Source organism: Curtobacterium sp. L1-20 (assembly GCF_048755855.1).
Classification (GTDB): domain Bacteria; phylum Actinomycetota; class Actinomycetes; order Actinomycetales; family Microbacteriaceae; genus Curtobacterium.
The window spans coordinates 1809436-1828329 of record NZ_CP151473.1 but is presented as its reverse complement, the minus strand read 5'-3'; the positions used below and the strand labels follow the sequence as shown (position 1 = coordinate 1828329).

The window sequence follows — 18894 nt, the reverse complement described above, 5'->3', positions numbered from 1 at the left end:
GTGGTGTGGATCAGGCGTGGACGGCGATGGTCGACAGGACCGCGGCCGTGATGAGCGCGAAGGAGACGGCGCCGGCGTCCGGGGTGCCGACGGCGTCCTCGCCGTGGGTGCGGGCACGGCCCATCCGGGGCAGCAGGTCGGCTGTGGCGTCGGCCGCTGTGCGCGCTGCGGCGGAGGCTGCGGACCAGGCGTCCACGAGCTCGTCGCCCGCAGCGACCCGGGCGGTGAGGACGTCGTCGAACGGGACGAGGGCGTCGACCATCGTCTTGTCGCCCGGGACAGCCCCGAAGGCCAGGACCGCCTCGGTCGCGGCGTGCACCGCGCCCTGGACGGTGGCGGCCGACGGACGCTCGTCGTCCCCGACGACGCGACCCAGCGCCTCCAGGGCGGCACCCCAGATCGCACCGGACGTGCCACCGGCCTTGTCGGACCAGGCGTCGCCGGCGAGGGCGAGCACCGATCCGGCGCCGGCGCCCCGGGCGGCGGCGTCGCGTGCTGCCGCGTCGGCGGCCGTCGAGCCGCGCTGCATGCCGATGCCGTGGTCACCGTCGCCGGCGACGGCGTCGATGCGGCCGAGTTCGTCGACGTGCTCGTCGATCGTCGTGCGGATCGCGGTGATCGCCTGCGCGACCCGCGCCGCGGACGCCTGGGAGGCCTCGGAGCCGACGGCGACGGGTGCCTGTTCGTCGGCGGCGAGCGCCTCGGGGGTGACCTGCTCCTGCTGGATTGCGCCGCCCTTGCGGTACGCGGGGGCATCGGCGGGGGCGGCCCACAGCTCCTCGAGTTCGTCGTCGAGCCAGAACAGGGTCAGCGAGACGCCGGCCATGTCGAAGCTCGTCACGAGTTCGCCGACCTCGGGTTCGACGACGACGATGCCGGCGTCGGTGAGCTTCCGCTGCACGGCGCCGAAGACGACGAAGAGTTCCTCGTACTTCACGGAGCCGAGGCCGTTGAGGATCGGGACGACGCGGGGGCCGGTGGGTGCTGTCGTGATCGCGTCCGGTGCGGTGCCTTGTGTCGCGGTGCCGGGTGTCGCGGTGCCGGTGCCGTCGGGTCGCTCGGCGAGGAGCTTGTCGACGAGCAGGTCGGCCAGGCCGTCCGCGGTGGGGACGTCCGCCTCGGCGATGCCGCGTTCGCCGTGGATGCCCATGCCGATGGCCATGCGCCCCTCGGGGACGGTGAAGAGCGGCTCGTCGGCTCCGGGCAGGGAGCAGCCGGAGAACGCGACGCCGAAGCTGCGGGTGCGGTCGTTGGCGCGGGTGGCGATCGCGGTGACCGCGTCGAGGTCGTCGCCGCGCTCGGCGGCGGCACCGGCCACCTTGAAGACGCAGAGGTCCCCAGCGATGCCCCGGCGCTTGTCCGCCTGCTCCGCGGGGGCGCTCGCGACGTCGTCGGTCACGCGGACCGTGCGGACGTCGATGCCCTGCGCCTCGAGTGCCCGTGCAGCGGCGTCGAAGTTGAGGACGTCGCCGGCGTAGTTGCCGTAGGACAGCAGGACACCCCCGCCGTGCTCGGACGCCTTCGCCACCGCGGTCACCTGCTGGGCGCTCGGGCTGGCGAACAGGTTGCCCATGGCAGCACCCGCTGCGAGACCGTGCCCGACGAGGCCGCCGAACGCCGGGTAGTGGCCGGAACCGCCGCCGACGACGAGAGCGACGGTGCCCTCGGGGCTGGTGGTGGAGCGGGCGACGCCGCCGTGCACCTTCCGGACCCGGGCGCGGTTGGCGGCGACGAAGCCGTCGACCATCTCGTCCGCGAAGTCGGCGGGGTCGTTGAACAGGCGGGTCATGCGCCGGCCTCCTTCGCGACGGCGGTCGGGCCGGCCGTGGCTGCGGCCGCGGTCTCGTCCGCGGTCGCCGCGGCAGCTCGGTCGTTCCGCTTCGTGTTCCGCCCGAGCACGAACATCAGGACGCTCGACAGCACCATGAAGAAGCCGACGATGAACATCGGGACCTGGTAGCCGCCGGTCCACTCGCTGACCGCACCCGTGATGTACGGGGCCGCGAAGCCGCCGAGGTTGCCGACCGTGTTGATGAGGGCGACGCCGGCCGCTGCGGCCGCACCGGTGAGGAACTGCGTCGGGACGGTCCAAAAGTTCGGGAGCGCCGCGAAGATCGAGCAGGCCGTGATCGCGATGACGGCGACGGTCGCCGCCGGGCTGTTCATGAACAGGGCGACCGGGATGCTCAGACCGCCCACCAGGGCCGGGACGGCGATGTGCCAGACCCGCACACCGCGTCGGAAGGCGTCACGCGACCAGAAGTAGAGGACGACCGCGGCGGGCACGTACGGGATCGCGGTGATCAGGCCCTTCTGGAAGAGGTCGAACGTCGTGCCGAACTGCTCCTGGAAGCCGTCGATGATCGTCGGCAGGAAGAAGCTGAGCGCGTAGAGGCCGTAGATGAAGCCGAAGTACACGGCGGCGAGCATCCAGACGCGGCCGGAGCCGAAGGCCGCACGCAGGCCGCCCTTGCCGTGGCCGTCTGCCCCGCCCTTGGCGCGGTTCTCGGCCGCGAGGGCGCCCTCGAGCCAGAGCTTCTCGTCCTCGTCGAGCCACTTCGCCTGCGACGGCTTGTCCTTGAGCACGAAGAGGCACAGGACGCCGACGATGATCGCGGGGATCGAGACGCAGAGGAACATGAAGCGCCATCCGGCCAGTCCCCCGAGCAGGCCCTCGTGCGTCATCAGCCACCCGGCGAGCGGCGAGCCGATCACGCTGGTCAGCGGTTGCGCCAGGTAGAACAGCGCGAGCATCTTGCCACGGTGGCGTGCCGGGACCCACGTCGACAGGAACAGGATGGCCCCGGGGAAGAAGCCGGCCTCGGCGACGCCGAGCAGGAAGCGCAGGCCGACCAGCTGCGGGTAGTTCTGCACCCACGTGAAGAGCAGCGAGACGATGCCCCACGTGATCATGATGCGCGCGAGCCAGACCCGGGCGCCGAACTTGTGGAGCGCCAGGTTGGACGGCACCTCGAGCACGAGGTAGCCGATGAAGAACACCCCGGAGGCGAACCCGAACTGGGCGGCGGTCAGACCGAGGTCCGCCTCCATACCGTTCGGGGCCGCGAAGGAGATCGCGGTGCGGTCGAGGAAGTTGATGAAGAACATCAGTGCCACGAACGGCACGATGCGGATCGCGATCTTGCGGATGGCCGTCTTCTCGACGACCGAGGTGGGGATGCCTCGCGTGGCGGGGATGTCCACGATGACTCCTGCTCGGTGGGGGTGGTTCGGCCCCGTGTCCGGCTGCTGCGCTCGACACGGAGTGGACGCCTCGGTGCGTCGGAGACCAGTGTGCGCGGTGGCGGTTAACTTGTCAACCGGTTGACCATTCGGCGTTGGCGCTTCGGTGCGCAGCGTTCGCAGCTCGCTGGAACCGGTTGACCGACCGGTACGCTCGCTGCATGCCCGCGTTCAGCGAGAACGACCCCCTCAACATCCGGCTCGAACTCGAGTCGGTCCCGGCCGGGTCCCCCGCCTCCGAGGTCGCCCGCCAGTTGGTCGCCCTGCTCACCGCCGGGGACCTCGCCCCCGGATCGCGACTGCCCGCGGAACGCGTGCTCGCCGAACGGCTGGGCGTCGGACGGTCCGCCGTGCGCGAGGCACTCGCCGCGCTCGAGATCCTCGGCATCGTGCAGATCCGGCCCGGATCCGGCACGTACCTCCGCGGAGGGATGTCCGACCTCCTGCCGACGACACTGTCGTGGGGGCTCATGCTCGCGTCGAACCGGACCCGGGAACTGCTCGAGATCCGGTCGTCGCTCGAGCGGACCGCCGCGATCCTCGCCGCGCAGCGCGCGACACCGGAACAGCTCGACGAGCTCCAGACCTACCTCGACCGCCAGCAGGCCGCGCTCGATGACCCGGACGCCTTCATCGACGCCGATGTGCGCTTCCACGTGCTGCTCGCACGGGCCGCGGGCAACGACGTGCTCGCCGACCTGCTGCAGAGCCTCCGGTCGATGCTGAGCGTGTGGGTCGGTCGCCGGGTACGGACCCGGCAGGCGACCGAGGCGGCGTACGACGAACACCGGGCGATCTTCGAGGCGCTGCGAGCCGCCGACGTGCCGGCCGTGCAACGTGCGATGGACGAGCACATGGCCACGGCCAGTGCCCGGATCGAGAACGCGGAGCCCGTGCCGGAGGACGAGGTCGCGCGGGCGTAGGGCGGGGTAGGCGTCGGGCGGGGCGGGTTCTCAGCGCGTTGCCGGTCCGGGCGCGCCCTCGTCCGGTCGTTCGGTGCGGCGTCGTCCGGTCGTTCGGTGTGGCGAGGGTGTTGCCGGATCGGCAACTCCGCTCGGTCCGCAGCCGACCGGTCGGGTTGACTCAGCGGATGCACACACACGACACTGCCGCCGACGCCATCGCTCCGGCTCCGGCTCCGGCTCCGGCTCCGGCTCCGGCTCCGGCTCCGGCTCCGGCTCCGGGGAGCGTGCGGGACTGGTGGGAGGCGCGGTACGCCGAGCGGGACGGCATCTGGTCCGGGCGCGTGAACACCGTGCTCGCGGCGGTCGCCACCGGCCTCGCCGCCGGCCGAGCGCTCGACCTCGGTTGCGGTGAGGGCGGCGACGTCCTGTGGCTCGCCCAGCAGGGGTGGGACGTCACCGGGATCGACCTCTCCGTCACCGCCCTCGAGCGAGCCTCCCGTGCGGCGGTGGCCGCCGGCGTGGAGGACCGGACGGCGTTCGTCGCCGCGGACCTCGACCGGTGGGAGACGGCGGCACGGTTCGACCTCGTCACGGCGTCCTTCCTGCAGTCGTGGCCGGTCGAGATCCCCCGGGCGGACATCCTCCGGCGCGCGACCGGCTTCGTGGCCGTCGGCGGGCACCTGCTCGTGACCGCCCACGCCGCGCCCCCGCACGCGGACCTGCCCGAGGAGATGCGGTCGTACCGCTTCCCGACGCCCACGCACGACCTGGAGGCGCTCGACCTCGACGACACGTGGGAGGTCGTCGCCGCCGAACGCCGACCGCGCACGACGACGACGCCCGACGGCACGAGCCACGACACCGAGGACAGCGTGGTGCTCGTCCGGCGGCGGCCGGGTACCGCGGGCGGCCGGTAGCGTTCCGGGTGTGATCGACGCGGTGCTGCACGAGCTCGTCATCGACGGTGCGCTCGTCGCCTCCGTCCTCGACGGTGCCGGTACCGTCGCGTCCTCGTCCCCGCGTCCGTACCTGCACCCGGTCCGCACCCTCGGCGGCACCACCGTGAGCGACCACCACCCGCCGGACCACGACTGGCACTGCGGCGTCGGCGTCGCCCTCCCGGACGTCGACGGGGTGAACTGCTGGGGCGGCGGCACGTACGTGCAGGGCGAGGGCTACGTGCAGCGCGACGACCACGGCAGTGCGGTCGTCCGGCACGCCGCGCAGCGGGGCTCGGCACTCGCGCAGCAGATCGAGTGGCTCGCTCCGGACGGCGCGGTGGTGCTGCACGAGGACCGCTCGCTCGCGTGGGGGCCGGCTGGCACCGGGTGGGAGATGGCGTGGTCGTCGTCGTTCCGGGCGCCCGGCGACGACCCCGTCCGCCTCGGCAGCCCCGGCAGCAACGGGCGCGTCGGCGCGGGGTACGGCGGGTTCTCGTGGCGGTTCCCCGGATGCACCGAGGTGCTGGTGCGGACCGCTGAGGCAGCTGGCGAGCAGGCCGTGCACGGGTCGGTCGCACCGTGGATCGAGTGGTCCGCCGTGTTCGGGGGCGGCCCGGCGACGATCCGGCTCGAGGCGATCGGCCATCGCGACCCGTGGTTCGTCCGGGTCGCCGAGTACCCCGCGATCGGGTCGTCGCTCGCCTGGCGCGAGGTCGCGGTCGTCCGGCCGGGCGCTCCGTTCGTGCGGTCGTTCCGCGCGGTGGTCCGCGACGGCGCGGGGCCGGAGGGCGGGGGCGGCGGCTGACGTCCGGGCGGTGCGGCGAGCGGGCGGGAGTGCGAGCGGCACGTCGTTGCACGCGCAACATGCGACAAGGCACCTGTCGTACGACGACCGCGCTGTCGCAAGGACGCGCCCGCAATCGATGCACGCGCAACGTGCGACACAACGGCTGTCGTACGACGAGCACGTTGTCGCACGATGCACACGCATGCGCCGGCTACGCGCGCAATCGTTGCAAGCGCAACGTGCGACAAGGCCCCTGTCGTACGACGAGCGCGTTGTCGCAAGGACGCGCCCGCAACAGTTGCACGCGCAACGTGCGACGCAACGGCTGTCGTACGACGAGCACGTTGTCGCACGATGCACACTCATGCGATGGTCACGCCTGCGCGTGCACGATCGCCACCGCCGCCGCGCCCACGCCCCGCCGCGCCCACGCCGCCGCCGCGCCGCGCGACCGTCCCGCCGCGCCCGCGCCGCCGCTGCGCCCGCCGCTACCCTGACGGCATGACCGAGACGCACCACGACGCACCCACGGACGGGCAGGAGACGCGGGACGGCGGCGACCCGCGCCTCCCGTCCGAGGAGTGGGAGCGCCGCGTGGCCGCGCTCTGGGCGGACGACGCCGTCGACGACCGGACGCGCATCGCGCGCATGCGCGACCTCGCAGCGCAGGCACCACACCCGGCGCTCGGCGCGTTCGAGCTCGGCGGCTCCCTCGACTCCGGCGGTCACGAGGCCGAGGCGGACGTGCACTACACCGCGGCGACGGCCGGCGGGCTGGCGGACGTCGACCCGGAGCGGGCAGCACGGCTCGTCGTGCAGCACGCCTCGACGCTCCGGAACCTCGGCCGGGTCGACGAGGCGATCGCGATGCTCCGCGACGCTCCGGAGTACCCGGCGACGGGGGCGGCTCCGCGGGTGTTCCTCGCCCTCGCCCTGCACAGCGCCGGGCGCCACGACGAGGCGCTGCGCGTCGCGATCGAGGCGGTCGAGCCGACCCTCCCGCGCTACAACCGGTCCGTCCGGGCGTACGCGGCTGCGCTCACCGAGGGCTGAGCGGGATCGACTCGTTCGTGGTGCGGAGCGACTCCTGGCGGAGTTCGAGCTGCGTGACTGCCAGGGCGGCGAGGTCACGCAGGTTGTCGAGGTCGGCGTCGGTGGCCTCGCGCGGACGGGTGTCGAGGACGGCGAGGGTGCCGATCGCGGCCCCGTCGTGCTTCACCAGCGGCACGCTGATGTAGAAGCGGATGCCGAGCGGACCGGTCACGAGCGGGCTGTTCTGCATCTCGGGGTGCGCCGAGCCGTCCGGGATCACCACGGGCACGGGCACCGGGGCGAAGCCGTTCCGGAAGCTGATGCTCCGTGCGGACTCGTCGACGCCCTCGGCGATGTACGAGCGGGACCACTCCCGGTCCTCGTCGATGACCTCGACCAGGGCGATGGGCGCGTCGAACAGCCGGGCCGCCATCGCGGTCGTGCGCTGGAGGGCTTCGTCGGGCAGCTCGTCGAGGGTCGCCGGGCGTGCGACGTCGGCGGGCTGCCGGGCGGCGCCCTGCTGACCGGCGGCGGCCTGCTGTCCCGCGGCGGCCTGCTGACCGGCGGCGGCCGATCCTGCGGCGTCGCCCGCTCCACCGGCACCGGCCGCTCCATCGGCGCCGGCCGGTCCGCCGGGGTCGACGACGTGGTCCGCCACGGCCGTGTCGGCGATGACGACGTCGCGCAGCAGCGTCACGAGCTCGGCGCCGACCGGGCGGTCCTGCGGATCCTGCGCGGTCATCGCACGGAGGAGCGTCTTCCAGTGCTCCGGCAGCGGCTCCGGGACCACGGGGTCGCGGGACAGGCGGGCGACGGCGGACTCCACGAGCGACCCGGGGAACTCCCGCCGCCGGGTGAAGCACTGCAGCAGCACGAGCCCGAGCGAGTACACGTCGCTGGCCGGACCGACCTCGCCGCCCCGCGCCTGCTCCGGGCTGAGGTAGGCGGCGGTCCCCGTCGTGACACCGTCGGCGGTCAGCCGTTCGACCCCGGCGGCGAGCGCGATGCCGAAGTCGGTGAGCCGGGCGCGGGCCCGCTCGGACCCGTTGCCGTAGTCGACGAGCAGGATGTTCGACGGCTTGATGTCCCGGTGGACGACGCCGTGGGCCTGGATGTAGTCGAGCGCCTCGGCCATGTCGTAGCCGATCTCGGCGATGTGGCGCGACGCGAGCGGGCCGACGGACAGCCGTGCCTCGAGGTCCTGGCCGACGACGAGGGACATCACGATGAACCGCTGCTCGGTCCCGTCCTGCCCGGCGACGACGCCGGCGTCGAGGAGGCTGACGAGGTTGTGGTGCTCGAGGGACGCGAGCACGCCGAGCTCGGCCTCCTGCCGGGCGATGTCGACGATCCCGGAGTGGAAGACCTTCACGGCGACGGGGCGGTGGAGACTCTCGTCCACGGCGCGGTACACGACCGACATCCCGCCCTGACCGATCGCCTGTTCGAGGCGGTAGCGCCCGTCGAGGAGCGCCCCTCGTTCCTCGTGTCCTTCGGTCGGACCCATCGCACCCTCGTTCTCGGCAGCAGCACGCAACGATGCATCTTCGCATCGCGGAGCGCCGAGCGCCGCGAACGCCACGTTCTCCGGATCGACCGGACCGGCGAGACGAGCCGACGGACCTCCGTCCGCCCCCGCCCTCACCCCCGCGCCGACCGCACCGTGCTCACCCGCAGGTCGTCGAACGTGCTCGTGAACCCCGCCCCGCCGAGCGAGATCAGCCCGACGCGCGGCGCGTCCCCGAGGTCGGCGGTCCAGGTGCCGCCGCGCACGAAGTGTCGGCCGTCGACGCTGGTGTACGCCGTGTACCGGTCCTCCCCGCCGACGACCCGGTGCACGATGCGGAGCGTCGTCCGGTCCCCCACGGGCCCGACGACCGTGTTCCCGTAGGTCGGCGCTCCGGCAGGTTGCCCGGACACCTGCTTGCCGAACTCCGTCTGGCGGGTGTCGAAGATCGAGTTCGAGGTGAGGCGGACGTAGTCGCTGTCGCTGCCGTACACGATGAGCCCGCCCTGCACGTAGTTCAGCCCGTCGCCGGTCGCCGGGGTGTCGACGGCCACGGTGGTCTCGAGCACCCAGTCGCCGCGGGGTGCCGGTTCGGAGAGCACCGAGGCGAGCGGCGTGGCCGGCGGGTGGATGTCCGCGTCCTGCGTCCGCCAGCGGAACGCTCCCCCGCCGACGGTCCAGGTCGAGGGGTCGGGTTCCCGTGTCCACTGCAGTGCCGGCGGCAGCGCGGAGCCGTCGAAGGAGGTCGACGCCGCGCGGATGAGCCGCCCGGGGACGTCCACCGGCGCGGCCCGCGGCCGGTACGTCGCACGCTGCCCCGGCTGGGCGACGGGTCCGGGCTGCACGGTGTCGGACGGTCCGGCACCGCCGCGGACGACCGGCCAGCCCCGGACCCAGTCGAGCGGGTCGATGAGCACCGGACGCTTGGTGTAGGTCGACTGGCCGGCGTAGTAAGGGTCGTGCCGGTCCACCGCGTGGTACACGATCCAGTCCTGCCCGGCGAGGTCGGTGACGACGGTGTTGTGGCCCGTCCCGACCCAGCGGTCGCCGTTCTGCGCGAGCACCGGCGTCCCGCCGACCCGCGTGCTGGTGATCGCGACGCCGTCCTGGTCGGTGAAGGGGCCGAGGGGGCTGCGGGACCGGGCGACGAAGACGCCGTACCCGGTGAGCGCACCGTTGCAGCAGTTCGTGGCCGACCCCATGAAGTACCACCAGCCGTCGTGGCGCATCAGGTACGTGCCCTCGTACCGGTTGTCGATGGCGATCTGCCGCTCGCTGGACGGGACGGAGCGCAGGCCGTCGGCGGTGAGTCGGCGGACCTCCACCCCGCCGAAGTAGCTGCCGAAGTAGAGGTACGAGACACCCCCGTCGGTGATGACCTCGGGGTCGAACTGCCACCGCTGACCGGCGCCGTTCGGTGCGGCCTGCGGTGCGACGACGGGGCCGCCGGAGTCGGTCCACGGTCCGGTGGGGCTGCTGCTCGTCGCGACGCCGACGGCCGACCCACCACCCGTGGGAGAGCTGGCCGTCGGGGTGTCCGACGCCGCGTAGTAGAGGAACCACCGGCCGTCGCGGTGCACGACGTCGGGGGCCCAGATCCCGTTCGCGTCCCCGACCCACGCCGGCTTCGCCGGGAACGCGTCGTTGACGTACGTCCAGTGCGTGAGGTCGGTGGACCGGTACGTCGGCACGCCGTGCTGCACGAGCGACCCGTCCGGGGCCTGCTCCGTCGCGGTCAACGCGTCGGTCGTGCAGTACAGGTACCAGTTCCGGTCGCGGCCGACCCCGTGGGCGACGGTCGGGTCGGCGCAGCTGGCCGCGGTCTGCCCGTCCGGCAGGGCCAGCGCCATCGGGTTCTGGTGCGTCGGCGCCGCCCCGCCCCGGGCCGACGTCGTCCCGGCGGCGAGCGCTGGTGCGCTGTCGGCACCGGCCTGGAGGAACGTGGTCGCGAGACCCGCGACCGTCGCGATCGCGAGGATCGCCTGGAGTGGACGGCGCACCGTGGACCTGCTCTCGTCGTCGAGGAGCGTGCTGATGTGCGCGAGCGTACGCCCGGGATCGCTGGACCGGAACACCGCCGGGGCGTACCGTCGGCGCCACCGGCCGGTTCGACGAAGGAGTCCGACGTGCCCGCACGATTCGTGTACTGGATGAACACCTCCCTCGACGGCTTCATCGAGGCCCGCCCCGGCTCGGAGCCGGACGACGGCGCTCCGGAGTGGCTCCGGATCGACGAGCAGTTCCACCGGTTCTGCAACGAACGGGTGGCGGCGATGACGATGCTCGTCGAGGGCCGGGTGCTGCACGACATGATGGACCCGTTCTGGCCGGACGCCCGGACCGACGCGTCGCTGCCCGACTGGATGCGTGCGTACGGCGAGGTCTGGACGGCGCTGCCGAAGGTCCTCGTCTCCCGTTCCCGCACGGCCGCCGACCACGGCACGACCGTCGTCGGCGAGGACGCGATCGCGCGGCTCGCGACGATCCGCGCCGAGTCGGAGGGGACCATCGGCGTCGGCGGTGCGGACCTCGCCACGCAGCTCCTCGCCGCCGGGCTGCTCGACGAGCTCGTGCTCTTCACGCACCCCGCGCTGCTGGGCGCGGGGCGCCCGCTCTTCGACTCCCCCGCCGAGGCGGTCCGGCAGCCGCTGCTGCTGGACCTGCTGGAGGACCGGACCTTCGACAGCGGCGTCACGTTCCACCGGTACGCGATCCTCCGGCGCTGACCACTCAACGGACGGGAGGCGCGGTGCTGGCCGGCACCGCGCCTCCCGTCCGTCGGGTGGTCGCGTCAGACGTCGCGTCGGCGTGCGACCGTGAGCGCGAGCGCGCCCACGACGAGGACCTCCGCCAGGAGGACGGCGAAGCCGGTCCACCCGTCCAGGACGATGCCCTGCTGCCCGCTCGCGTCCGCGAAGTCGTAGTGGTAGAGCTGCCCTCCCGCGGCGCTCGGGAGGAACTGCGACACGTCGGCGACCCACTGGGCCCTGAGGACGTCCCCGACGAGGGCCAGGACGACGGGCAGGACGAGCAGGATCCCGAGCGTGACGGCGATGCCGCCCGCGCTCGACCGGACGAGCAGGCCGATCGAGAACGCCAGGAGGGCGATCATCGTCAGGTAGACCGAGGCCCCGACGAGCGGCAGGACGACCTCGGCGTCGGCCACGTCGGGGTGGAACCCGTGGCCGGCCTCCAGCGCCGTGGAGGCGGCGACGCCGACCCACGTCGCGACCGCGCTGACGACGAAGGTGGTCAGCGCGAGGACGGCCGCCTTGGCGAACACGACGCCGGTGCGACGGGGGGCGGCGACGAAGGTCGACCGGATCTGGCCGGTGCCGTACTCACCGGAGATGATGAGCACGCCGAGGACGCCGACGATGAGCGCGGCGAGGGGCACCGCGGTGGTGTTCTTCGCGACGCCGAGCCCGTTGACCAGGTCCTGTGGGATGCCGCTGCCCGAGCCGGAACCGGCGCCGACGAGGACGGCCGTCCCGATGGTCACGGCGACGAGGACGGCGGAGCACCACCAGGTGGACCGGATGCTGCGGAGCTTGATCCACTCGCTGCGGACGAGTCGGCCGGCGCCGAGCCGGAGGGTGTCGGGCAGGGGCGTCGTCGCACGGTTCCGGCTCGCTGCGTTCGTGGCGGTCATCGGACCTGCTCCGATCGGTACTCGACGTCGTCGCGGGTGAGTGCCATGTAGGCCTCCTCGAGGCTCGCGCCCGTCGGGGTGAGTTCGTGCAGGGGCACGCCGACGTGTGCGGCGGTGTTGCCCAGGGTGACGGCGTCGGGCCCGACGACGAGGAACGAGCCGTCGTCGCGTGGGGTGACCGTCGCGTCCGGACCGAGCGCCTGGAACAGCTGGTCCGGGGCGGGCGTCCGGACGACGACCCGCGAACCGCCGCCGTTCCCTCCGCCGCCGCTGGCCACGAACTCGGCGATCGGGGCGTCCGCCAGGACCCGGCCACGCCCGAGGACGACCACGCGGTCGGCCGTCTGTGCCATCTCGCTCATGAGGTGGCTGGACAGGAACACGGTCCTGCCGTCCGCGGCCATGCGCCGTGCGAGCTGCCGGACCCACAGCACGCCGTCCGGGTCGAGGCCGTTCACGGGTTCGTCGAGGATGAGGGTCTTCGGGTCGCCGAGGAGCGCCGCCGCGATGCCGAGGCGTTGGCCCATGCCGAGCGAGAACCCGCCCACGCGCCGCTTCGCGACGGTGTCCAGCCCGGTCATGTCGATGACCTCGTGGACGCGTGCCTTCGGGATGCCGTGCGTCGCCGCGAGCGAGAGGAGGTGGTCGTAGGCGCTCCGGCCCGAGTGCACCGCCTTCGCCTCGAGCAGGGCGCCGACCTGCCGCAGCGGATCACGGAAGGACCGGTACGGCTGGCCGTTCACCGTCGCCCGTCCCGCAGTGGGGCGGTCGAGCCCCATGATCATCCGCATCGTGGTGGACTTCCCGGCGCCGTTGGGCCCGAGGAAGCCGGTCACACTGCCGGGCCGGACGACGAACGAGACGTCGTCGACGGCGGTCTTGGGACCGTACTGCTTGGTGAGGTGCTCGACTTCGATCACGGTGGAGACGCTACGGACGGCGGTGCCGTCCGCGCGTCCACCGGACGAGGGAGTCGTCTGCTCCCTGCGGTTGACCTTTCCGGGACCGGTTCGGTCAGCGGACGTAGTCGTACGAGCTCACCCAGTCGATGTAGAGGTGCCCGGTCGCGCCCCAGTTCCCGACCTGGAACATGTACCGGTGCGGGGTCGTCGGCACGTCGCGGGTGACGGTCCGGATCGCCCTGCCGTCCAGCAGGTAGGTGACGGAACGGCCCGGGATCCACTCGACCGAGTACGTGTGCCAGTACCGCCAGGAGACGCCGGTCGCGGTGCTGGTCGTGCTCGCCTCGCGCCCCGGGGTCATCGAGTGCTGGAACGCCATCGGCGTCGACTCGAAGTTGCCCTCCGGGAAGTCGATCTCCCCGTCCGCCCACCGGTTGGACGTCGGCCACAGCATGAACGCCGCACCGTTCCCCGTCCCGCCGGTCGCCCGGGCCCGCACCGAGAACTTGCCCCCGACGTGGCTCCACGCGCCGGTCGGGGTCCCGAACGTCCCGGCCGCGCCGTGCTTGCCGTCGAGGACGACGTCGAGGACGCCGTCGTGGCCACGGACCTGCCTGCCGGACCAGTACGTCCCCCCGGTGCCGTCCGGGTACGGCTGCCAGGACTTCGCGTAGGTGCGAGCGAAGGGACCGCCCGCGTTCGCCGGGGTGCTGAAGTTCTCGACGAAGCGTTGCTTGAAGCTGCCGACGTTCCCCGTCGGCGCCGCGGTGTCCGCCGACGCGGCGGTCCCCTGACCCAGCGGTACCGCGATCATCGCGGCGCTGAGGACGACGGCGGCGAGCACGGTCCGCTTCTTCTTCTTCTCGTGGTGCTGCATGCGCTGTCACTCCCTGTCGTGACCCACGGCGACCGCCTGCCGGTCGCCGGGACGACCCCTGCTCGGGCGCCCGACGTGGGAGCGTAGTTGCTCTGCACAACGGTCGCAGGGGGTTGACATCACCCGGCCGTTCGGGGCAGTCCGTGCCCGGGGACGGTCTACTTCACGTAGTCGTAGGTGGTGAACCAGTCGATGTAGAGGTGGCCCTTCTTGCCCCAGTTCCCGACCTGGAACATGTAGCGGTGCCCGGTCTTCGGCACGTCACGCGTGATGGTCTTGATGGTCTTGCCGTCGAGCTGGTAGGTCACCGACTTCCCCGGGATCCACTCGATCGAGTAGGTGTGCCAGTACCGCCACGAGACACCGGTCCAGTGCTGGGTCGCGTACGCCTCCTGGCCGGGGACCATCCGGTGCTGGAAGACCATCGGGGACGCCTCGAAGTTCCCCTCGGGGTAGTCGATCTCGCCGTCGGCCCAGCGGTTCGAGTCCGGCCAGAGCATGAAGGCCGCGCCGTTGCCGTCGCCGCCGGTCGCCCGGGCACGGACGGTGAACTTCCCGCCGACGTGGGTCCAGGCCTCCCTGGCCGTGCCGAAGGTGCCGGCAGCGCCCTTCTTCCCGTCGAGGAGGACGTCCATCACCCCGTTGTGCCCACTGATCTGCGAGCCGGAGAAGTACATGCCCCCGGTGCCGTCCGGGTACGGCTGCCAGTTCTTGGCGTACGTCTTGGCGAACTTCCCCCCGGCGGCGACGGCCGGCGTGGTGAAGTTCTCGACGACGCGCTGCTTGAACTTGCCGACGTTGCCGATCGGTGCGCCGGGGGCTGCGGCCTCTGCCGTCGACCCCTGCGCGAGCGGCACGACGACGAGTGCGGCGGCGAGGAGCACGGTGGCGGCCGTGATCCGGAACGGTGTGCGGTGCTGCATGCGCTGTCACTCCCTGGGTGACCCACGACGTCCGTCCCCGGGACGCCGGAACGGCCGGGCGTCGGTCGTTCGCGGTGAACGCTAATCGGCGTCAGGACGCCGATCCGGCCCCAGTGCGAGGGGGCGCCGGTCCCCAGTCCGAGGGTGTGCGAGGCGGTCTGTCCGCCGACCTGCGGACACCCCACGCGCGCGGTGCGGGACCGCGGCCCCCGCGGTCAGCGCTGCCGCGCCCGGTACGCCCCCGGTGCGGTGCCGCACGCCCGGGTGAAGTGCGCGTAGAAGCTCGACTGCGACCCGAAGCCCGCGGCGTGCGCGATCTCGGACGTGGTCATCGACGTCGTGGCGAGGAGGCGCTGCGCCTCGGCCACGCGGCACCGGGTGAGGTACTCGACGATCGTCGTCCCCACGTCCTGCCGGAACACGGTCATCGCGTAGTGCGGGTGCAGGTGCGCGGCCGCGGCCACGTCGGCGACCTCGATCGGCTCGCGGAAGCGGTCCACGACGAACCGCACCATGTCGATCACCCGGTGCATCGCGTCCGCCGTGCCGTGGGCGCCGCACGGGCGCAGGTCGACCGCGTCCCGGTGGTGCCGGAGCAGCCGCCGCACGAGCGCCTGCGCCTCGAGGTTCGCGATGGTCTCGGCCCCCTCGTCCGCGAAGTCCTGCTGCCACGACCCGAGCATCGACTCGACGTCACGACCGGCCGCGGCGGTCGGCACGATGACCGGCCGGTTCAGGAGCATCGCCCCGAGGTCGTGGTCGGGCAGCCCCCATGCCAGGACCTCGGCGAGCGGGATGTGCACCCAGCGGAACTCGCCGCTGCCGGTGCCGTCGCCGACGAGCTGGTGCGGCGTCCACCCCCAGAACAGTGCGATCTCGCCGGCGTGCACGCTGACCGGCGATCCGCCGAAGCGGTAGTCGAGGCGCCCCTCGAGCACGAGGTTGATCTCGAGGTCGTCGTGCCGGTGCGAGGACGGCATCAGGGGCGCCGGGCCGCGATGGCTCCAGTACGCCGGTTCCACCGTCTCCACGTCGAGCACGGTCCCGAGCCTACGACAGGCCGTCCGCGGTCCGCGTCGGCGATCCGAGGATCCTGGAACCCCGGCGTCGGAAGCCGGAGGACCGCGTCCCGGAGCCGTTCGTAGCGTGACGACATGACCAAGATCACCATCATCGGCGCCGGCGGCTTCGTCTTCCCGTTCCGCCTCATCGGCGACCTCGTCAGCTTCCCGGCACTGCAGGACGCGACGCTGCACCTCATGGACCTCGACGCGGGCAGGGTTGCCCGCACCGCCCGGGCCGCACGGGAGCTCGTCGCCCACCACGGTCTCGGCGTCGAGGTCCTCGAGACCACCGACCGCCGTGCGGCCCTCGCCGACGCGGACGTCGTCATCATCACGTTCCAGGTCGGCGGCGTGGAGTCGTACAAGTGGGACGTCGAGATCCCCCGGAAGTACGGCATCGACCAGGCCGTCGGCGACACGGTCGGCCCCGGCGGCGTCTTCCGCTTCCTGCGCTCCGTCCGCGCGTACGAGGACATCGCCCGCGACGCCCTCGAGCTCTGCCCGGACGCCCAGTTCATCAACTACGCGAACCCGATGGCGATGGCCACGGCGTTCCTCAACGCCAAGGGGCTCCGCACCGTCGGCCTCTGCCACAGCGTGCAGGGCACCACGCGCATGCTCGCCCGCACGCTCGACGTGCCGTACGACGAGGTCGAGTTCGTCAGCGCCGGCATCAACCACCAGGCGTGGATCCTCGAGTTCCGGCGTCGGGGCGGCGAGGACCTGTACCCGCGCCTCCGCGAGGTGATGACGGCGAAGCACCAGCGGGGCGTCGCCGCCGGCGACCTGCACGCCGACGACGGCGACCACAGCGAGGCGGCCCTGGCGGCGAGCAACTACGAGGGCGGGAACGAGCAGGTCCGGACGCAGCTGATGCGCTCGTTCGGCTACTTCGAGACCGAGTCGAGCCACCACGCGAGCGAGTACGTGCCGTACTTCCGGAAGGACCCGGAGACGGTGCTCGAGTACATCCCGGAGCGCTGGGACTACTACGAGATCTGCCTCGCGCACGACGAGCAGGGCGACGTCGACCAGCAGCTCGAGAAGCTCAAGGCGGACCTGTCGCCGAGCGTCGAGTACGGCGCGAGCATCGTCAACGCGATCGTCACGGGCGTGCCCGCGGTGGTCCACGGGAACGTGCCGAACGCCACCGGCGTGATCAGCAACCTGCCCGCCGACGCGTGCGTCGAGGTCGCCTGCCTGGTCGACGGCACGGGCGTGCATCCGACGTCGTTCGGCGAGCTCCCCCCGCAGCTCGCGGCGATCAACCGGACGAACACGAACGTGCAGACGCTCGCCGTCCGCGCCGCCCTCACCGGGAACGTCGAGCACGTGCACCACGCCGTCGCGCTCGACCCGCTCACCGCGGCGCACCTCACCCTGGACCGCATCGCTGAGATGACCGACGAGCTCCTGCACGCGCACGCCGCGCTCCTGCCCGAGTCGCTCCGTCCCGAGACGGCGAGCGCCCCGGCCGCGTCGGCCCAGGACGCCGGCCTGGAGGCGCGACCCGCCCTGGTCTGACGCCACGCGTCCTGCGCAGGGTCACCACCACTGCGCCGGACGCGACCAGGCGCGTCACCGGGCCCGGGAGCACGACCCCGACCACGGCGCGACGGCGCGACGGCGCGCCGATCTGCGGAGGCGCACCGCGCCTCCCGTCCGAACGACACGGCACCACGACCTCAAAGGAGAGGACATGCCGACCCGACCATCCCCGCAACTGGCCAGACGGGGGTTCCTCGCCCTCGCCGGCATCTCGATGGCCGGCGCGCTCGCAGCGTGCGCCGGCCAGGGGACCGCCGGCCACGGCGGGACCAAGCACATCCGCCTGTCGACCTGGAACATCCCGACCGACATCACGAGCTACCAGTCGATCGCCGACGAGTTCGTCGCGACCCACCCCGGCACGAGCGTCTCCGTCGAGGTCACGACCGGCCAGTTCCACCAGTGGTTCATCACGCGGCTGGCGGCCGACCTCGCGCCGGACATCATCCGGATCACCCCGCAGCAGATCGGCCGGTACGCCGCGAACGGCAGCCTCGTCGACATCAGCGGCCAGATCCCGGCCGGCTACCGGTCCGACTACACGAAGCCGTTCTGGGCGATCGGTGCGCGGAACGACGGCGTCTTCGGGGTGTTCCAGCACACCGACAACTTCATCACCTACTACAACCGCGACGTGATGCGGCAGATCGGGGTGACCCCGCCGACCGCGATCGCGGACGCGTGGCGGTGGGACGAGTTCCTGGAGATCGCGCGGGAGGTCAAGAAGGTCACCGGGAAGTACGCGTTCGGCTACGGCTGGAGCGGACCGGAGACCGCGTACCGGTGGCTGCCCTTCGTCTACCAGAACAGCGGCGCGTTCCTCGGCGAGGACGGTGCGACGCCGTCGATGGACACCCCGGAGGCGATCGGCGCGCTCGAGTTCGGTCGGAAGTGGTACGCCGAGGGGCTCGCCACCACCGGCAACCTCAGCAAGACCGGCGGTGGCGACGTCGCCCGGAACCTCTTCATGACCGGGCAGATCGGGATGATGCTCAACAACCCGGAGCCGATGACGCAGCTCGACCAGGAGCTGCCGGACGGCTGGGGCACCGCGCCGATGGTGCGGAACACCGGCGAGGCGAGCGACCTCGGCGGGAACGCGCTCGCGGTCACGAAGTCGAGCAGGTACCCGGAGCTCGCGGCCGAACTCGTGGTGCTGATCACCAGCCGGGCGAAGATCGAGCAGTTCTGCCACGACGGCAACTGGCTGCCGGCGCGGAAGTCCCTCGACGCGGCCGACATCGGGTACGAGCGGCACAGCGACACCATGCAGCAGTTCATCGACCAGGGCGCCACGATCCCGCTGTCGATGGTGAAGGCCGAGAGCGGGCAGTACTTCTCGTCGCTGAACGCCGTCTTCGCCGACTACCTCGACCTGTGTCTGCTCGGGCAGCTGCGCCCGAAGGAGGCCGCGAGCCAGATGATGGAGGCGATGCGCAGTGTCACTGCGAACTGAACCGGCGACCCGCACGACCGCCCCACCGACTGCCCCGACCGGACCGGTACGCGCCCT

The 18894-nt window shown here is 72.4% G+C and carries 16 protein-coding genes; 7 read left to right on the top strand and 9 right to left on the bottom strand.

Annotation, left to right across the window (positions count from 1 at the left end):
- Positions 1-10: 10 nt before the first annotated feature.
- Both AAEP86_RS10185 and AAEP86_RS10180 read right to left on the bottom strand, forming a co-directional pair.
- Positions 11-1789 carry a dihydroxyacetone kinase family protein gene (locus AAEP86_RS10185; protein ID WP_420370418.1) on the bottom strand — a complete coding sequence of 593 codons (1779 nt, stop codon included), beginning with the start codon at positions 1787-1789 and terminating at the stop codon, positions 11-13.
- Positions 1786-3204: an MFS transporter gene (locus AAEP86_RS10180; protein WP_420370417.1), complete on the bottom strand. Its 1419-nt coding sequence runs from the start codon at positions 3202-3204 to the stop codon at positions 1786-1788. Before AAEP86_RS10180 ends, AAEP86_RS10185 begins: the two co-directional genes overlap by 4 nt.
- Before the next feature lie 200 nt (positions 3205-3404).
- On the opposite strand from AAEP86_RS10180, the gene AAEP86_RS10175 reads away from it, so the two are divergent.
- The 4 genes from AAEP86_RS10175 to AAEP86_RS10160 all read left to right on the top strand — a co-directional run bounded on the left by AAEP86_RS10175 (position 3405) and on the right by AAEP86_RS10160 (position 6929).
- Positions 3405-4166, top strand: a complete 762-nt coding sequence (locus AAEP86_RS10175; RefSeq protein ID WP_420370416.1) for a FadR/GntR family transcriptional regulator — start codon at positions 3405-3407, stop codon at positions 4164-4166.
- A 167-nt stretch (positions 4167-4333) separates the two neighbouring features.
- A complete protein-coding gene (locus AAEP86_RS10170; protein WP_420370415.1) occupies positions 4334-5065 on the top strand; it encodes a class I SAM-dependent methyltransferase in 732 nt (243 codons plus the stop codon).
- Between the two features lie 10 nt (positions 5066-5075).
- Positions 5076-5894: a PmoA family protein gene (locus tag AAEP86_RS10165; RefSeq protein WP_420370414.1), complete on the top strand. Its 819-nt coding sequence runs from the start codon at positions 5076-5078 to the stop codon at positions 5892-5894.
- A gap of 483 nt (positions 5895-6377) precedes the next feature.
- Entirely contained in the window at positions 6378-6929 is a 552-nt protein-coding gene (locus AAEP86_RS10160; protein ID WP_420370413.1) for a tetratricopeptide repeat protein, read from the top strand.
- Here the strand turns inward: AAEP86_RS10160 and AAEP86_RS10155 are convergent.
- Together AAEP86_RS10155 and AAEP86_RS10150 are read right to left on the bottom strand one after the other, a co-directional pair.
- Positions 6916-8415, bottom strand: coding sequence for a protein kinase domain-containing protein (locus AAEP86_RS10155; protein ID WP_420370412.1), 1500 nt, complete (start codon positions 8413-8415; stop codon positions 6916-6918). The two genes, AAEP86_RS10160 and AAEP86_RS10155, sit on opposite strands and share 14 nt — an antisense overlap.
- Before the next feature lie 134 nt (positions 8416-8549).
- Positions 8550-10415 (bottom strand): family 43 glycosylhydrolase, encoded by a 1866-nt coding sequence (locus tag AAEP86_RS10150; RefSeq protein WP_420370411.1) that lies wholly within the window; start codon positions 10413-10415, stop codon positions 8550-8552.
- A 126-nt stretch (positions 10416-10541) separates the two neighbouring features.
- Here AAEP86_RS10150 and AAEP86_RS10145 point away from each other — a divergent pair, with 126 nt between their 5' ends.
- Positions 10542-11141, top strand: a complete 600-nt coding sequence (locus tag AAEP86_RS10145) for a dihydrofolate reductase family protein (RefSeq protein ID WP_420370410.1) — start codon at positions 10542-10544, stop codon at positions 11139-11141.
- 65 nt (positions 11142-11206) lie between these two features.
- On the opposite strand, the gene AAEP86_RS10140 is transcribed toward AAEP86_RS10145, so the two are convergent.
- From AAEP86_RS10140 to AAEP86_RS10120, 5 genes are all read right to left on the bottom strand, one after another.
- Positions 11207-12067, bottom strand: a complete 861-nt coding sequence (locus AAEP86_RS10140; protein ID WP_420370409.1) for an ABC transporter permease subunit — start codon at positions 12065-12067, stop codon at positions 11207-11209.
- Positions 12064-12987, bottom strand: coding sequence for an ABC transporter ATP-binding protein (locus AAEP86_RS10135; protein WP_420370408.1), 924 nt, complete (start codon positions 12985-12987; stop codon positions 12064-12066). Before AAEP86_RS10135 ends, AAEP86_RS10140 begins: the two co-directional genes overlap by 4 nt.
- 94 nt (positions 12988-13081) lie before the next feature.
- Complete coding sequence (locus AAEP86_RS10130; RefSeq protein WP_420370407.1) at positions 13082-13846, bottom strand: glycoside hydrolase family 16 protein; 765 nt, start codon at positions 13844-13846, stop codon at positions 13082-13084.
- Positions 13847-14004: 158 nt separating this feature from the next.
- On the bottom strand, positions 14005-14769 hold the full coding sequence (locus AAEP86_RS10125; RefSeq protein WP_420370406.1) for a glycoside hydrolase family 16 protein: 765 nt from the start codon (positions 14767-14769) through the stop codon (positions 14005-14007).
- A 215-nt stretch (positions 14770-14984) separates the two neighbouring features.
- Positions 14985-15809, bottom strand: coding sequence for a helix-turn-helix domain-containing protein (locus AAEP86_RS10120; protein WP_420370405.1), 825 nt, complete (start codon positions 15807-15809; stop codon positions 14985-14987).
- 114 nt (positions 15810-15923) lie between these two features.
- Here AAEP86_RS10120 and melA point away from each other — a divergent pair, with 114 nt between their 5' ends.
- A complete protein-coding gene (gene melA, locus AAEP86_RS10115) occupies positions 15924-17357 on the top strand; it encodes an alpha-galactosidase (protein WP_420370404.1) in 1434 nt (477 codons plus the stop codon).
- A gap of 175 nt (positions 17358-17532) precedes the next feature.
- Entirely contained in the window at positions 17533-18837 is a 1305-nt protein-coding gene (locus AAEP86_RS10110; protein WP_420370403.1) for an ABC transporter substrate-binding protein, read from the top strand.
- Positions 18838-18894 lie beyond the last annotated feature (57 nt).

What these genes read in the sequence shown, in the direction of transcription:
- AAEP86_RS10185 (WP_420370418.1), bottom strand. Translation starts at nt 1,789, where the DNA reads ATGACCCGCCTGTTCAACGACCCCGCCGACTTCGCGGACGAGATGGTC.
- AAEP86_RS10175 (WP_420370416.1), top strand. Translation starts at nt 3,405, where the DNA reads ATGCCCGCGTTCAGCGAGAACGACCCCCTCAACATCCGGCTCGAACTC.
- AAEP86_RS10170 (WP_420370415.1), top strand. Translation starts at nt 4,334, where the DNA reads ATGCACACACACGACACTGCCGCCGACGCCATCGCTCCGGCTCCGGCT.
- AAEP86_RS10160 (WP_420370413.1), top strand. Translation starts at nt 6,378, where the DNA reads ATGACCGAGACGCACCACGACGCACCCACGGACGGGCAGGAGACGCGG.
- AAEP86_RS10155 (WP_420370412.1), bottom strand. Translation starts at nt 8,415, where the DNA reads ATGGGTCCGACCGAAGGACACGAGGAACGAGGGGCGCTCCTCGACGGG.
- AAEP86_RS10140 (WP_420370409.1), bottom strand. Translation starts at nt 12,067, where the DNA reads ATGACCGCCACGAACGCAGCGAGCCGGAACCGTGCGACGACGCCCCTG.
- AAEP86_RS10130 (WP_420370407.1), bottom strand. Translation starts at nt 13,846, where the DNA reads ATGCAGCACCACGAGAAGAAGAAGAAGCGGACCGTGCTCGCCGCCGTC.
- AAEP86_RS10125 (WP_420370406.1), bottom strand. Translation starts at nt 14,769, where the DNA reads ATGCAGCACCGCACACCGTTCCGGATCACGGCCGCCACCGTGCTCCTC.
- melA (WP_420370404.1), top strand. Translation starts at nt 15,924, where the DNA reads ATGACCAAGATCACCATCATCGGCGCCGGCGGCTTCGTCTTCCCGTTC.
- AAEP86_RS10110 (WP_420370403.1), top strand. Translation starts at nt 17,533, where the DNA reads ATGCCGACCCGACCATCCCCGCAACTGGCCAGACGGGGGTTCCTCGCC.